Raw genomic sequence first — 14,809 nt, forward strand, 5'->3', positions numbered from 1 at the left:
GCGGCTCTCGCTGGGGGGGGGGGGGCGCGGGCCCCCTCAAGCCTTGCCCTGGCTGTTAGTTCCTGCCGAGGCGGTTAGCTGCGGCCGCGGCGGCGGTTAGCAGCAGCCACACCCACTCCACCCAGGGCGATCAAGCCCGCTCCCATGGCGAGGAATCCGCCGGTGAACTCCGCTCCAGTGGACGGAAGCCGCTTCTTGGCCGGAGCAGGCTTGGACGTTGCGGTGTAGGTGTTGACTACCCGAAGTTCCGAACCAGCCGCGGCCGTGATGATTACCGGGTCAGGCACCGTGGAGCTCACTTCCAGCCCCGTAGTAACTCCGGTTGCTGTTTCCGTCACCGCGCACTCGGATCCGGGTGCCACGTTCCCGTAGGTGGACGTCACTTCACCGGTTGTGCCTGCCGGCACCGTGACCGTTTCATCCAGGACGGTCTCGCCGTCCGCCGTGCAAATGACGTTCAGTACGACTTCGCCCTGATGGCCCGCTGCGGCACCTGCGATCTGCTTCGTGACCACAAGGGTTCCAGGATTGAAGGTGTAGGTGTTGCTCACGATCGCCTCGCTGACCGTGGAGGCGGCAATGGTCACCGGATCCGGCAGCACAGTGGTGACTGAGACTGCGTCTGTCGCCCCGTTGCCCGGTTCGGCAACGGTGCATTCGGTTCCCACCGCGAGGTTTTCGAATTCCTGTGTTTCGGTGCCCGTGGTTCCCGCTGGAATCGTGACGGTTTCCTCCAGCACGGTCTCGCCGTCCAGAGTGCAGGTAATGCCCAGGACAATGTCATCCTGTGCGCCCGCTGCTTCGCCGTCGATCACCTTGCTGACACTGAGCGAACCAGGGTTCAAGAAGTAGGTATTCGTCACCTCCACGGCAACTCCGGACCCAGCCTCGATCGTCACGGGATCCGGAAGCACGGTGCTGACGCCAATGGTTTCCGTTGCGCCGTCCTGCGTCTCGGTGACCGTGCATTCGGCGCCTACGGCCAGGTCCTCGTACTCGGTGGATTCAGTGCCGGTGGAGTTCGCCGGAATGGTGAACGTTTCATCCAGGACCGTTTCACCGTCCAGGATGCAGACGGTTCGCAGCTGGATCTCCTCCTGGCTTCCTGCGGCTTCACCCTCAATCACCTTGCCAACCGAGATTGCGCCTGGGGCGAAGGAGTAGGTGTTGACCACCGTGGCTTCGACCTCGCCGCCGGCCGGAACGGTGAACGGGGCCGGCAGGTCCGTGGTGACCAGAACGGCCGGAGTGCTGCCGTCCTCCAGCTCGGTCACGGCACAGGCTGCTCCGGCCGGTACGTTCAGATAGCGGCCGAAGACCGGGGAGGTCACCTGCGCCGGGCCCTGGAAGGTCTCCTCGAAAACGGTGGCTCCGTCCAAGGTGCAGGTGACTTGAATTTCGACAGCCTCCTGGCTGCCGGCAGCCGGCCCTTCAAAGTTCTTGTACACCGTGATGATGCCGGGTTTCTCCGTGTAGGTGTTCGTGACGGTGGCGGCCCCCGTTCCACCGGCCGTGATGACGACGGAATCCGGAAGATCCACCTCAACCGCGATCTGTTCGGTCTCACCCGTCAAGGACTCCGTTACGGCGCATTCGCTGCCGGCCGGAATATTACCGAAGGTTTGAGATGTGGGTGCCGTGGTCCCGGCCGCGATGGTGAAGGAGTCGCTGAAGGTGGTCTCGTCGTCGAGCCGGCAGAGGATATCCACCTGCACTTCGCCCTGCTGACCCGCAAAGGCTCCCGCAATGACCTTGCTGACGGTCAGCGACCCGGGATTCACCGAATAGGTGTTGGTCACCGTGACCTCGACGCCGTCCTCGGCAGGGATGATGACAGTAGCCCCCGCGGGATCGAATTCCGTCTCGACGCCGATCTCCGTGCTGGATCCGTTCGCTGTTTCGGTGACTACGCAAGTGGTGCCCGCGATCAGGCCGGGGTACTCCACCGGGTCCGTCTCCGTCGCCCCGGCCGGAATGGTGATTGTTGTGTCCAGTGTGGAGCCTCCGGTGCAGACCACGCTGAGTGTCACTTCGCCCTGCTGGCCGGCCGCGGCGCCCTCGATGAGCTTGCGGACGGCCAGGACACCGGTCCTGAACGTGTAGGTGTTGGTGACGGCCGCTTCGACACTGCCGGCGGCCGGAACGGTGACGGTTCCCGTTCCAATGGTCTCCACCGCAATGCTGGGGGTCTCTCCGGTGCTGGTCTCTGTGACCTCGCAGCTGGTGCCCGCCGGCAGCTCTCCGTACTCCGTGGGAATGACTTCCGTGGCGTTGGCCGGAATGGTGATGGTGTCATTGACCACCTCGGTTCCGCCGGATGTGCAAACCACAGTGATGACCACTTCGCCCTGGGCGCCGGCTGCCTCGCCGGCGATGGTCTTGGTTACCGCCAGGGTGCCCGGGAGAAAGGTGTAGGTGTTGGCGACGGTGGCGGTTGCGGTTGTCCCGGCAGTGATGGCTACCGGGTCGGGCGGGACCGTGGTCACCGCTACGGTTTCCGTCTGGCCGTTCGTGGGCTCAGTGATGGTGCAGGTGGAGTCCACGGGAATCTCGTTAAACGTCTGGCTGGTGGGTTCCGTGGTGCCTTCATCGATAGTGAACGTGAACTGGTAGCCCGGTCCGCAATCGATGTTTATGACAACTGCGCCCTGGCTGCCGGCCGCCTCGCCGTCAATGGTCTTCGTGACCGCCAGGGAACCGACCTCGAAGAACGACGCCGATGCGTTGGCGTTGGAGGTCAGGGTCCGGGTGGCGGCCAGGATGAGCTTCTGCGCCTCGGTGGTTCCGGGGGTGGCGTTGTCGTAGAGGTACACGTTGCCGGTGGGGACTGTCACCGCCGCCTGGGCAAGGATATCCGCGGGTCCGGTGTTCCCGGCGTCGCTGCGCACCCACACCTGTGTACCGGAAGCGACAGGATTGGTGATCGGCACCGTTCCGGCGGCGTCTGCGTACAGGGTGAAACCGGTATCAGTGCTGACGGTGATATCAGCGCCTTCCTGGGCGGTGACGGTGTACGGCCCGGCGACCCCGTTGACGGAAGCTTCCGCGGTGGCGGGGGTGATGGAAATATCCGGGGCGGCCGGTTCGGCCTGCGGGCCAGCAGCGATCGTCTCATTGACGACCTGCGCGGCCAGCCGATAAATGGGGTCATTGGGCCGCACGACATAGCCATCGGTAAAGAACCAGATGGCCGCCTGGACCGCCGCCGCACGGCGGTTGTTATCCTGCGCTGCAGGCCGGTTGCTGGAGGGATAGTACGTGTTCAGGATGCGTTCCACGTAGCCGATATTGGGAACGTTGGCCTCGGTCCAGGTCCCGTTCTCGTACCCGATCCCTACCCGTGTGCTGGTGCGCAAATCGATGCAATACATCTGCGCGCTGGTGGTACCCTGGGCATCCTGGGTATTGATGATTCCCGCAAAATCAACGTTTTCGGTGGTGTACCCCGAGGGGACCGACGTCGGATAGGACGTGATGGGCCAGGTTGCCCCTACCGGCGGCAGCGCTCCGTTCACCGCCCGCCCGTCGCCCAGCGCCGTAATGACAATGTCCGTCCTCTCCGTGATTCCGACCGGGTCGTTCCGGTCTGGCAGTTCCAGGTCCGCGTGGACCGGGCCGGCGAAAGGAAGCAGCAGCAGCAGAGCGAGGGCAGACCCTACCAGGCCCCTCATCCTCTGGCGCGAATGGGTTGTTCCCCGGCGGGCAGGAGGTGTCTGGGTTTTCATAGTTCCCCTCAGGTGCGAGATCAGGTGGTTCGTCCCGCGTGACACGGGACTGCTGGAACCACCCCTGGCCGCCGAGGCTAATCTCCCGGTCCGGCCAGTGACCAGAGGGGCTGTACATCTCACTGTCCCTAGGAGCGAATAAATCTCCGTTCACCCGGCTGACTACCCTACGGAGCGGGAAACGTGCCGCAGCCAGCGCGCCACCGTTGCGAGTTCCTCCGCAGTGAAGCCCTCAGTAATCAGGTCGTTCAGTTCGTCAATGGCCCCGCGGATGTCCACCAGGGCGGCCTCGCCTGACGGGCCAAGGGCAACCCGGATAGTCCGGCGGTCTGCCGGGTCGGGCTTCCGGATGACCAGCCCGGACTGCTCCATCCGTGCCAGCAGCCCGGAGGTGCCTGCGGCTGATCCGTGAATCGCGGCGGCGACTTCGCCGGTGGTCGTTTCCGGCACTGCAGCGACATGGAACAGTACCCCGGCCGCGGGAGCGCTGATGCCGCGTCGACGTCCGCGGTTGCTGATCCAGCGGGCCAGCCGGCGCTCCGCTTCCAGGATGAGGAAAACCAGCCGGGGCGGCTGGCCGCCGTCGGGGTTCATGACCGGGAAATCCCGGCCCGGGCAGCGAGCCAGGCCGCCGCATCGGGCCAGAGAAGGGCACCGGGACCGCGGCGGAAATATCCCATGTGCCCGATTGTCCCCACAGCGGCTTCCGAGGGAGAGTAGGTCCTGATCTCAACCTTGGCATTCACCAGCTGCCGGGCAATCACGCCGATCTGCGCCGGTGTAGCCCAGGGATCGTCGTCGAGGCCAATGCACAGCACACTGGTCCGCACCCGGGCCGTCCGTTCCCGGGCATGCATGGTGGGGTCGTCAAAGAAGTAGCCCGGCGTGCGGGACCATTTGCTCCATTCCAGCATGGCGGCTGCGGGCATGTCCTCGCCCAGCCCCATCCGGCGTCCGGGAACGTAGCCCAGGACCCGGGCCGAGCCAGGTCCCAGAACCCGCAGGATCAATTCCACCCGGGCGCGCTCGGCCCGGTCCGGAATGGAACGGGAGACCCCGGCATGGGACGCCACCGTCATGAAGCCGTGCAGGTCCGCACCGCCGTTGCCCAGCGCAAGCGCGTGCCCGCCCAGACTGTGTCCCACCGCGACGTGCGGAAGGTCTGGATAGCGTTCCCGCAGCCAGCCGGCGGCGGCCGGTACGTCGTCGTCCATCCAGTCGCGCATGCGCAGCCCGCGGTTGTCCCTGGCCTTACCGGACTCACCGGTGCCCCGGTAGTCGTAGGACAGGACGGCGAATCCTTCAGCTGCCAGGTACTGTGCGAATCCGTTGTACAGCCGCTGCGGAACGGCGGTGGCCGGATGGACGGCGACCGCGGCCCGGGGGGCTCCTTCGAGGGGAACGCGCAGCGTCCCCCTGATGGTGCCGCCACTCCTGACGTCGATCTGCGCCTGTTCCGTCCGGACGTCCCGGAGCTCAATATTTCGCATGCGAAATAATCTACTCGGAGCCCGGTGCCGGCACCATAGGCGGGCTTCAGGAACTTTCCGGGCCCATCAGACATCCGCTGGAGTTTGAGTCCCTCCGGTCAGCGCCCGGAATCACACAGCCCGTCTCTAGTCCTCGGGGCATCTAGTCCTCGGGATATTCCGCTCCGGAATCGCGCGGGTAGTCTTCCTCCCCGTCGGGGCCACCGCCGTCGCGCGCCTGCTCCAGGCGGTCCGCCTCAGATCCTGCTGGGAACAGCGGATCTCCGTGCGGCTGGACCTCCTCCGACGCTCCACTGTCCTCAGCGGGGTCCGGCTCTGCCGGCAGCTGCTGCTCCAGGGTGTCTTCCTCGTTCGCATCGGGAATTGCCGGACCTTCATGTGACATGGCCATGGGTGCATCTCCTTCGCAGCTTTGCGTCGTTACCGGACGGCATGCTCGACGCCGCCTACCGGTATTGGCTGGATTAACAGCGTAGATCATCAGCCTGCTTACCTGCCGCTGAAATATTGCCTGAGTAAATAGGAAGGCTAGTATTCCGCTGGGCTAGACTTGTGCGCATGCCTGAAACCGCGAACCCCACAGGCGCCGGCTACTGGTACAGCCAGGCACCTGAGACCGCCGGCGGCGTCGACGTACTCAATGCACTCCGCGCGTACCGCGCAGCCGAGGCTGCCATGCGGCGCCGCACCCGCGATTCGATGCGCATGAATGAGACGGACCTGCTGGCCATCCGCTTCGTCATGCAGGCCCGCCAAGCCGGCCGTTCCATTGGCCCCAAGGACCTGTCCCGCGTCCTGAATATCTCCACAGCGTCCACCACGGCCCTGATTGACCGCCTGCAGAAGGGGGGCTACCTGATCCGGCGGCCCCACCCGACGGACCGGCGTGCATTGGAGATCATTCCCACAGAGAACGCAGACCATGAGGTCCGCGAAACCTTGGGTGCAATGCACCGAAAGATGCTGGATACCGCTGAAAGACTGACCCCCGAGCAGGCCGTAATCATTACCCGCTTCCTGCAGGAAATGACCCGGGCACTGGAGGACGACAGGTAGGATAAGTCTCCAAACTGTACAAGGAAGGCAACTCGGTTTATAAATAGTCTGCCTAGCTAGTTGCTAGCCTACCTATCGAAGGACACAGTCCCCATGAACGTCACAGATCCACAGCAGGACCCCTCTTGCCCTGCGCCGGACGAGGAGCACCTCTCCACCCTCGCCATGGCTGCCTCAAACCTGGAGGCACAGCAGTGGGCCGTGGACCGCGCCGAACAGGTCCTTACCGACCTCGTGCAGTCCGCCGTCAGCGATGGCCTTGAGACGGGGAGCATCGCCGCCGTCGCCGGCCTGACCACCGAAGAGGTCGAGCGAATCTCAGCCGAGGGCTCCGCACCCACCCCGTAAGCATCCAGCTGTGCAGTATCCACGGAACACTGCACACGGACGCACTCCTGCTTCGCAGCCGGCAGCCGGCGCAAACCGTCATAAAACACGCTGGCTACACCATTGCCCCTGCTCGCGCTAACGTGACTTGGAACACAGATTCGGCGGGCGGGGGATAAGAGTGACAGTTTCGAGCCGGGCAAGGTCCACGCCTCCGGTACGCGTGGGCCTGGCTCTCACCGGAGTCCTCCTCATCGGGGTCAATCTGCGGGTCGCCTTCGTTTCGGTGGGGCCGCTGCTCGCAGACATTGGCCGCGAATTCGATTTCAGCAGCGCACAATCCGGCCTCCTCACCGGACTGCCGCTCATCGCGTTTGCGCTCTTTTCCCCGCTCGCTCCGGCCATCGCCCTTCGAACCGGATTGGACCGCGCCCTCTGGCTCTCGCTGGCGCTTCTTGCAGCCGGCACCGTTTTCCGGTCCACACCCCTTCCCGCCGCACTCTGGACCGGCACCGTCCTCATCGGTATCGCAATTGCCTTCCTCAACGTCCTGCTTCCCTCCCTGATCAAGCGTGATTTCCCCGGGAAGGTCAGCCAGCTCACGGGCCTCTATATTGCCGCCCAAAGCCTCGTCACCGCCCTGGGCGCCGCCGTCGTCGTCCCGGTTTCCCTGATCCCCGGTTCCGGCTGGCGCCTGGCGCTGGGCCTTTGGGCCGGGCTGGCGCTGATTGCCATGGCCATACTTCTCCCGGGCCTGAAACGCGGGACGGACGACGGCGGCGCCTCCGGACCGGCGGCAAAGGAGCCGTCCGCGCCGGTGCGGTTCCGCTCCCCCTGGAAGACACTGCTGGGCTGGCAGGTGACCTTGTTCATGGGCTTTCAGTCTGTGGGGTTCTTTGTGGTGACCACCTGGCTGCCCAGCATTGAACGGGACCAGGGCATCTCGGAGACCGTCTCCGGGCTGCACGTCTCCGCGTTCCTGGTGGTCGGCACCGTTTCCTCCCTGCTGACCGGTGCGGTCCTGGGGCGTTTTGCCGACCAGCGGCTGCTGGGCATGGTGGGCAGCCTGCTCGCCATGGCCGGGTTCCTCGGGCTGCTGGCTGCACCCGGGCTGTCCCTGGTGTGGGTGGTTGTCAGTGCTTCGGGCTGCGGCAGCATGATTGTCACGGCCCTGTCCCTGTTTAGCCTGCGGACCACCAACCACGTGCAGGCGGCTGCTCTCTCCGGCATGGCGCAGTCTGTTGGCTACGCCATCGGAGCCGCCGGCCCGGTACTCTTTGGCTTCCTTTACGATCTCAGCGGAGGCTGGACCGTCCCGCTGGCGGTCAGCGCCGGCATTATGGGGCTGAGCTGTGCGATGGCGTTCCTCGCCGGCCGCGACCGCGTTCTTCCCGAGCAGCCCCGGCAGCGGCCCGCTGAACCGGCCGGAACCTAGGTCCGCTCGTAGCGCCAGTCGCTGCCGCGCATCACCAGGCGGTGCCGGTCTCCGGGTTGCCCGGCACCTTCAGCGGGGTACTGTTCATCGCCGTGCCAGGCAATGACGGCGTCCGGTTCGTACCCGTCCAGCAGGCGACTGCTGAAGGTCTCCGGTGCCGCGCCGGCAGCATGCTCCACGGCGGCCGCAACGTCCTGGAACTGCTGCAACAGCGTCAACGTGACGAAGGTCGGAGCGACCAGGAGCATTTTGCCGCCGCGGTGCAGCTGCAGGGCATCGACCGGCGCAAGCCATGCGTAATCGATCAGCTCGCCGGGATTGAGGCGCACCTCGCCTCCCGGATAAGCAGCCAGGAAGAACCAGGTCCGCAGCCTCTTGGGCGCCTGCAGCGGCGGAACCCAGCAGGACAGGTCCACCAGTGAGCCGGGAGCGAGCTCCAGCGCGGTTTCTTCCGCTGTTTCGCGGACTCCGGCAATCCGGGCTGCAGCGAGGTCGGCCTCCAGGTGCCGGTTTTCGGCGGATTCTTCGGGGCGCGGCAGGCCAGCGGCCTCATAATCCTCCGGATCCACCCTGCCGCCGGGGAATACCCAGGCGCCGGCAAAAGTCCCGGTATGGCGCGGCCTCTCAAGGAGCAGGACCTCCAGCCCCTCCGCGCCGTCGCGCAGCAGCACCACCGTCGCGGCCGTTCCAACCAATGTCATCGTGTCCCTGCTCCCTGAAGATTGCCCAGCTTGGATCGTACCGAACCCCGGGAAGACCGCGGCCCGGGGTTGCCATGGAGAACGGCGGAGGCTTTGCTGGAGGATCGGAAAGGCAGTTCCAGACATGGACAAGTTCGATATCAAGAAGACCGAGCGCCGTCTCTACTTAGCCGGCAGGGAGTTCGCGCTTGTGGACGTTCCCCGCCAGGACTTTATCGCCATGGACGGCCACGGGAATCCGAATACGTCCCCGGACTACGCCGCTGCCGTCGAGGCCCTCTACTCCGTGGCGTACACCCTGAAGTTCACGGCGAAGCGCACCCTGGGGCGCGACGCCGTCGTCGGACCGCTGGAGGGTCTGTGGCGGGCGGACGATCCGGCGGATTTCGCCGGCGGGAACAAAGACTCCTGGGACTGGACCATGCTCATCAGCCAGCCGGAGTGGATCACGCCGGACATGCTCGCGGCGGCGGTGGACGAGGCACGGACCAAAAAGGGCCTTGCTGCCGTGGACAAAGTGCAGTGGATCTCCCTGTCCGAAGGTCTCTCCGTACAGGTTCTGCACGTGGGATCCTACGACGACGAGGCTCCGTTGCTGGCCCGCCTGCATCACGAATTCATGCCTGGGAACGGGCTGGACTTCAACGGAGACCATCACGAGGTCTACTTGGGGGATCCGCGCCGTACCGCCCCGGAAAAGCTGCGGACGATCCTGCGGCAGCCGGTGCGCCGGACCAGCTAGCCTGCGTTCACATTTGCAACATCCCCATCAAAGGTGTTGTTTCCTCCTGCAAACTGCCGATAGTTTCTAAGCCTACTGTCGATTCGTTGGGGGTATGCCTTCGTGGAAAAACAGATCAGCCTGCAGGTGGACGGCCGTCAGCGGCAGCTGGCCGTTGACACCCGCACAACCGTCCTCGATGCGCTGCGGGACAGGCTGGGAATCACCAGCCCCAAGAAAGGCTGCGACCACGGCCAGTGTGGCAGCTGCACGGTGCTGCTGGACGGCAGGCGCGCGAACTCCTGCCTGGCACTGGCGGTGGCGCACGACGGCGCCGAGATCGTCACCGCTGAAGGCCTCGCCGGCGGCGGGACCCTGCATCCGGTACAGCAGGCGTTCCTGGCGGAAGACGCGTTCCAGTGCGGGTACTGCACGCCGGGCCAGATCTGCTCCGCCGCGGCCGTCATCGAAGAAGCTGCCGCCGGGCATCCGTCATCGGTCACCAAGCCTGGGTCCGATGGTGCCGTGGACCTGACGGATGAGGAGATCCGCGAGCGCATGAGTGGAAACATCTGCCGTTGCGGTGCCTACGCAAACATCCTCGCGGCTGTCCGCCGGAGCGCGGACTTCGAGCATGAGGCAGGCCCGGCGCAGCAGGTGCCCGACGCAGAAATCACTGGGTCACCCACAGCCGAGGGGATGCCCGCTCACCGGGAGGACCATCAGTGAAGCCCTTCGACTACCAGCGCGCCGAAGACCCCGCAGCAGCCGTCACCGCCGTCGCCGAGCGTCCTGACGCAGCGTTCCTGGCTGGCGGAACCAACCTCGTGGACCGCCTGAAACTCGGTGTCACGGAGACCGGCCTGATGGTTGATATCAGCCGTTTGCCGCTGGACAAGGTCACCGAAACCGGCGACGGCGGACTGCTGGTGGGAACCAACGTGCGCAACTCCGACCTCGCTGCCAATGCCCTCATCCGCAGCCGTTATCCGCTGCTCTCGCAGGCCCTCCTGAACGGAGCGTCCGGCCAGCTGCGCAACCTGGCGACGACGGGCGGGAACCTGCTGCAGCGCACCCGGTGTGTGTACTTCCAGAACATCACCACTCCCTGCAACAAACGCGAGCCCGGCACCGGATGCTCAGCCTTGGAGGGCTACAACCGCAACCTGGCCGTCCTTGGCGCCTCCGAGCACTGCGTGGCCACGCACCCCTCCGACATGGCTGTCGCCATGACCGCCCTGGACGCCGTCGTTGTTGTCCTGGGACCCGGCGGCGAGCGCCGGATTCCGATCTCCAAGTTCTACCGGCTCCCCGGGGACACTCCGGAACAGGACACCGGCCTGGGCCACGGAGAGCTCATTACCGCGGTGGAGCTTCCTGCCGTTCCGTACGCAGCCAACTCGGTGTACCGCAAGGTCCGCGACCGGGCCTCCTACGCGTTCGCCCTGGTTTCGGTGGCGGCGGCAGTCGACGTCGAAACGGGCCCGGGCGGGCACCGGATCCGTGAGGCACGCATCGCCTTCGGCGGGGTGGCCCCTATGCCCTGGCGGGCGCGAGCAGCCGAAGAGGTACTCGCGGGCGCGGTTCCCGGCGACGACGTGTTCCGGCAGGCCGCCGACGCGGAACTTGCGGCAGCTGAACCGCTGAGCGGAAACGCGTTCAAGATCCCTATGCTCCGCAACACGTTGGTTTCGGTACTGCGCGGGCTCACCGGCCTCGGATCCGACATGGAGGACACCAGCAATGACTGAACTTCTGCCGGCCCGCGAGATAGGCCTGGGCACCGAGCGCCTCGACGGGATCCTCAAGGTGACCGGCACGGCTCCATACGCCTACGAACAGCCCGCGGCGAACCCGCTGTACCTCTTCCCGGTCCTGTCCACCATCGCCCGCGGCCGGATCACCGCGGTGGATACCTCCGCGGCGGAAGCCGTCGACGGCGTCACCGCCGTGCTCACGCACCTGAATGCTCCGCGGCTGGCCAGCACCGAGGACAAGGAACTGGCAGTGCTGCAGGGGCCAGAGGTTGGCTTCCGGGGGCAGTTCGTGGCGGCCGTGCTGGCGGAGACGCCCGAGTCCGCCCGGGAGGCCGCGGCCGCCGTCGTCCTGGAATATGAAGAACGGCCGCACCGGGCAGTACTGGACCCGGATGATCCGCTGCTGTACCGGCCAGAAGAGCTGAATACGGGAATCGAACCCGACAGCAGCTCCGGTGATATCGACGCAGCGTTCGCCGGCGCGGAGGTTGTGGTCGAGGCGACGTACAGCACCCCGGCGGAGCACAACAATCCCATGGAACCGCACGCCACCACTGCCGAATGGGACGGCCAGACACTGACGCTCTGCGACTCCACCCAAGGTTCGCATGTGGTCAAGGGGACGCTGGCGCCGGTCTTCGGGCTGGCGGAGGAACAGGTCCGGGTCATCTCCCCTTATGTCGGGGGCGGTTTCGGATCCAAGGGCATGCCCCACGCCAACGTGGTGCTGGCCGGGCTGGCTGCGCTCAGCGCCGAGGGGCGGCCGGTGAGGTTCGCCCTCACCAGGCAGCAGATGTTCTCCCTGGCCGGCTACCGCACCCCAACCATCCAGAAGGTCCGGCTGGCTGCGGACGGTAAGGGAACCCTGCGCGGGCTTTCCCTGGACGTGGTGGAGCAGACCTCGGCCACCAAGGAGTTCGCTGAACAGACCCCCGCTCCCATCCGGATGATGTACGCCGCCCCGGCCCGGTCCACCACAACCCGGCTGGCGAAACTGGACATCCCGGTGAACTCCTGGATGCGTGCCCCGGGGGAATGCCCGGGCATGTTCGGCCCGGAAGTCGCCATGGACGAGCTCGCGGAGGCTGTCGGCGCCGATCCCCTGCAGCTGCGGCTGGACAATGACACGCAGACGGACCCGGAGACGGGCAAGCCCTTCGCCTCGCGGCATCTGGCGGAGTGCCTGAAGCTGGGCGCCCGGCACTTTGGCTGGGATGCGCGCAGCCCGCTCCCCCGCCGTCGGCTGGTGGACGGCTGGTGGCAGGGCCTGGGCGTCGCGAGCGCCACCTATCCGTTCATGGCCCAGCCGGGCAACAAGGCGCGCATCCGGTACGACGCCGGAACCGGCCCGGGTGCCGGTGTCTCCGCCGGGCGGGCAGCAGCTGCGGAGGGCGGGCTGGACAGCGCCGGCGTCTACACGGTGCAAATCGGTGCGGCGGACATCGGCACCGGCGCCTGGACCGTGCTGTCACAGATCGCCGCCGACGCCCTCGACGTCCCGCTGGACCGGATCCGGCTGGAAATCGGCGACAGCTCGCTCCCGCTGGCCAGCGTGGCCGGAGGATCCTCGGGGACCGCAAGCTGGGGCGGAACCATCATCGCCGCCGCCGACGCGTTCCGCGCCGACCATGGCGACTCGCCCTCCCCCGGTGCACAGTCCGAAGCATCCCCGCCGAAGAATCCCGCCGCAGAAGAATTCACGCTCCAGTCCTTCGGCGCGCACTTTGCCGAGGTACACGTTAATGCCGACACCGGCGAAGTACGGGTAGCGCGAATGCTCGGAGTCTTTTCCGCGGGGCGGATCATCAACCCGTCGACGGCTCGTTCACAGTTCCTGGGCGGTATGACCATGGGGCTCGGCATGGCACTGCATGAGCAGAGCGTGATGGATCCCAGGTTCGGGATCTTCGTGAACCACGACCTTGCGGAGTACCACGTGCCCACGAATGCAGACGTCCTGGACATGGAGGCGTTGTGGATCGAGGACGATGATCCCCATGCCGGAAAACTCGGTGCCCGCGGCATTGGCGAGATCGGCATTGTGGGCGCAGCGGCCGCCGTCGTGAATGCGGCCTACAACGCCACGGGCATCCGGGTGCGGGAACTACCCCTGACACCGGACAAATTCCTGGCCTAAGCCCGGGCACACCCCAACCCGCCCCGGTCCGCACACCTTGCGGCCCGGGGCGGATCTTTTGGTCTGCCTATTGCATTAGTGTGCGTGACACACCATAGTGTGAGTCATGGACCAAGAACTGCTGGGTGGACATCTCCAGGAACTGCGTCGCGGAACCGTGGTGCTGGCCTGCCTCTCCATCCTCAAACAACCCGGCTACGGCTACGGCCTGCTTGAAGCACTGGAGCAGGCCGGGTTCGCCGTTGAAGCCAACACCCTCTACCCGCTGCTGCGCCGCCTTGAAAAGCAGGGACTGCTCACCAGCTCCTGGGACACCGAAGAGGCGCGTCCGCGCAAGTTCTACACCACCAGCGAGCAGGGCACCGAGCTCCTAGACGCACTGCTGAAGGACTGGGAAGCGCTCCACGCCTCCATCCGTCAGCTCAACGAAGGAAATGCATCATGAGTACTCTCACTGACCGTTATGTCTTCGCCGCCCTGCGCTCCATCCCGGAAGGCCAGCGCGGCGACATCGAGCGGGAACTCCGCGGCTCCATCACCGACGACGTCGAAGCGCGGGTGGAGGGCGGACAGGCACCTGCCGACGCCGAAGCCGCGGTACTCACCGAACTCGGAGATCCGGCCCGCCTGGCTGCCCAGTACAGCGGCCGGCCGCTGTACCTCATTGGCCCGGACCTGTTCCTCGACTGGTGGCGGCTGCTGAAAACCCTTGCCATCATTCTCACGCCGCTGTCCTTCGTCGGCTCGGTCGTGGTGCGGATGGCCCTCGATCCCGGCGAGCCTGCCGGGGCCTTCGGCGCAGCGATCGGCACCGCGGTCAACGTCCTGGTGCACATCGGCTTCTGGGTCACGCTGACCTTCGCGATCATCCAGTTCAACGGGACCCGCCGGAAGGACCTGGGCCTGCAGCCGTGGTCCCCCGCCATGCTGCCCCAGGTTCCACGGAAGTCCCAGGTTTCCCTCGGCGACACCATCGCCACGGTAGTGCTGGTTGCCTTCTTCATTGGCCTGCTGCTCTGGCAGCGGATCGGGTCGCTGCTGTACCTGAACGGGGAACCGGTGCTGGTCCTGCAGGAAAGCCTCTGGAATTTCTGGCTTCCGTACGTGATCGTCCTGCTGGTCATCGAGGCGGGGTTCGCCGTCGTGCTGTATCTGGCCGGACGGTGGACCTCTGCCTTCGCGGTGGTCAATGCCGTTCTGGCGCTGGCCTTTATGGTTCCGGTGCTCTGGCTGCTGGCCACGGACCGGGTCTTCGACTGGACCTTCCTGTCCAGTGTGGACTGGGGTGCGGACGCTTCGACCTGGATCGCCGGCATCACGGCTGCGCTGGTCCTGTTTATCAGCCTGTGGGATATCGGGGACGGATTCCTCAAGGCCTGGAAGTCCAACCGGCCGGCACCGGTTCCAGCTGACGTCCGGTAGCCAACCACGACGGCGCCGCCCGGGAATGATTCCCGGGC

General features: G+C 65.9%; 14 protein-coding genes. 9 read left to right on the top strand and 5 right to left on the bottom strand.

Going from position 1 to position 14,809, the window contains the following annotated elements:
- Positions 1-74 precede the first annotated feature (74 nt).
- The 4 genes from TVB01_RS15950 to TVB01_RS15965 form a co-directional block, all read right to left on the bottom strand.
- On the bottom strand, positions 75-3,725 hold the full coding sequence (locus tag TVB01_RS15950; RefSeq protein ID WP_422456889.1) for a DUF5979 domain-containing protein: 3,651 nt from the start codon (positions 3,723-3,725) through the stop codon (positions 75-77).
- A 162-nt stretch (positions 3,726-3,887) separates the two neighbouring features.
- Positions 3,888-4,319: a MarR family winged helix-turn-helix transcriptional regulator gene (locus TVB01_RS15955; protein WP_422456890.1), complete on the bottom strand. Its 432-nt coding sequence runs from the start codon at positions 4,317-4,319 to the stop codon at positions 3,888-3,890.
- Positions 4,316-5,215, bottom strand: a complete 900-nt coding sequence (locus TVB01_RS15960) for an alpha/beta fold hydrolase (RefSeq protein ID WP_422456891.1) — start codon at positions 5,213-5,215, stop codon at positions 4,316-4,318. The genes TVB01_RS15955 and TVB01_RS15960 overlap by 4 nt, the downstream gene beginning before the upstream one ends.
- 142 nt (positions 5,216-5,357) lie before the next feature.
- A complete protein-coding gene (locus TVB01_RS15965; protein WP_422456892.1) occupies positions 5,358-5,606 on the bottom strand; it encodes a hypothetical protein in 249 nt (82 codons plus the stop codon).
- A 167-nt stretch (positions 5,607-5,773) separates the two neighbouring features.
- Here TVB01_RS15965 and TVB01_RS15970 point away from each other — a divergent pair, with 167 nt between their 5' ends.
- From TVB01_RS15970 to TVB01_RS15980, 3 genes are all read left to right on the top strand, one after another.
- Positions 5,774-6,271, top strand: a complete 498-nt coding sequence (locus TVB01_RS15970; RefSeq protein ID WP_422456893.1) for a MarR family winged helix-turn-helix transcriptional regulator — start codon at positions 5,774-5,776, stop codon at positions 6,269-6,271.
- Positions 6,272-6,364: 93 nt separating this feature from the next.
- Entirely contained in the window at positions 6,365-6,619 is a 255-nt protein-coding gene (locus TVB01_RS15975; protein WP_422456894.1) for a hypothetical protein, read from the top strand.
- 160 nt (positions 6,620-6,779) lie between these two features.
- On the top strand, positions 6,780-8,033 hold the full coding sequence (locus TVB01_RS15980; protein WP_422456895.1) for an MFS transporter: 1,254 nt from the start codon (positions 6,780-6,782) through the stop codon (positions 8,031-8,033).
- On the opposite strand, the gene TVB01_RS15985 is transcribed toward TVB01_RS15980, so the two are convergent.
- Positions 8,030-8,734, bottom strand: a complete 705-nt coding sequence (locus TVB01_RS15985; protein ID WP_422456896.1) for an NUDIX hydrolase — start codon at positions 8,732-8,734, stop codon at positions 8,030-8,032. The genes TVB01_RS15980 and TVB01_RS15985 overlap by 4 nt on opposite strands.
- Before the next feature lie 124 nt (positions 8,735-8,858).
- On the opposite strand from TVB01_RS15985, the gene TVB01_RS15990 reads away from it, so the two are divergent.
- From TVB01_RS15990 to TVB01_RS16015, 6 genes are all read left to right on the top strand, one after another.
- Positions 8,859-9,476 (top strand): GyrI-like domain-containing protein, encoded by a 618-nt coding sequence (locus TVB01_RS15990; RefSeq protein WP_422456897.1) that lies wholly within the window; start codon positions 8,859-8,861, stop codon positions 9,474-9,476.
- Positions 9,477-9,578: 102 nt separating this feature from the next.
- Complete coding sequence (locus TVB01_RS15995) at positions 9,579-10,184, top strand: (2Fe-2S)-binding protein (protein ID WP_422456898.1); 606 nt, start codon at positions 9,579-9,581, stop codon at positions 10,182-10,184.
- Positions 10,181-11,206: an FAD binding domain-containing protein gene (locus TVB01_RS16000; protein ID WP_422456899.1), complete on the top strand. Its 1,026-nt coding sequence runs from the start codon at positions 10,181-10,183 to the stop codon at positions 11,204-11,206. The genes TVB01_RS15995 and TVB01_RS16000 overlap by 4 nt, the downstream gene beginning before the upstream one ends.
- The gene (locus TVB01_RS16005; RefSeq protein ID WP_422456900.1) at positions 11,199-13,349 is read left to right on the top strand and encodes a xanthine dehydrogenase family protein molybdopterin-binding subunit; all 2,151 of its coding nucleotides are present in this window, start codon (positions 11,199-11,201) and stop codon (positions 13,347-13,349) included. Before TVB01_RS16000 ends, TVB01_RS16005 begins: the two co-directional genes overlap by 8 nt.
- A gap of 106 nt (positions 13,350-13,455) precedes the next feature.
- Complete coding sequence (locus TVB01_RS16010; protein ID WP_422456901.1) at positions 13,456-13,794, top strand: PadR family transcriptional regulator; 339 nt, start codon at positions 13,456-13,458, stop codon at positions 13,792-13,794.
- Complete coding sequence (locus TVB01_RS16015) at positions 13,791-14,771, top strand: permease prefix domain 1-containing protein (protein ID WP_422456902.1); 981 nt, start codon at positions 13,791-13,793, stop codon at positions 14,769-14,771. The genes TVB01_RS16010 and TVB01_RS16015 overlap by 4 nt, the downstream gene beginning before the upstream one ends.
- Positions 14,772-14,809 lie beyond the last annotated feature (38 nt).

The organism is Arthrobacter sp. 7Tela_A1 (assembly GCF_049311065.1).
In the GTDB taxonomy this organism is placed as follows: domain Bacteria; phylum Actinomycetota; class Actinomycetes; order Actinomycetales; family Micrococcaceae; genus Arthrobacter_B.